Origin of the sequence: Microbacterium sp. 18062 (assembly GCF_902706225.1) — a bacterium.
Lineage (GTDB): Bacteria > Actinomycetota > Actinomycetes > Actinomycetales > Microbacteriaceae > Microbacterium.
Genome location: NZ_CACSKB010000561.1, coordinates 1 through 408, shown reverse-complemented (window position 1 = coordinate 408; position 408 = coordinate 1). Strand labels below are relative to the sequence as shown.

Here is a 408-nt window from a genome sequence, read left to right as displayed (position 1 = left end):
GTGCAGGATGTGCTCGCGCTCGGGCAGGTCGGCCAGGTTGACCATGCCCTCGGACAGCCACGCCCCGTAGGGATGCTCGTCGGCGAGGGCCGACTTCACCTCGTCGTCGGAGACGATGCGCCCGGAGGCGGTGTCGACCAGGAACATCCGCCCCGGCGACAGACGCCCCTTCTCCACGACGTTCTCGGGGGCGATGTCGAGCACGCCCGCCTCGCTGCCGAGGACGACCAGGCCGTCGTCGGTGACCCAGTATCGGCCCGGGCGCAGGCCGTTGCGGTCAAGGACCGCCCCGATCAGCGTGCCGTCGGTGAAGGTCACGCAGGCGGGACCGTCCCACGGCTCCATGAAGCAGGAGTGGAACTCATAGAACGCCTTGCGGGCCGCGTCCATCTCCGCGTGGTTCTCCCA

1 protein-coding gene is annotated in these 408 nt (G+C 69.6%); it reads right to left on the bottom strand.

Annotated features, from left to right (window positions below):
- A partial coding sequence (locus GVL03_RS21215; RefSeq protein WP_159502747.1) for a hypothetical protein occupies nucleotides 1–408 on the bottom strand: 408 nt, incomplete at both ends.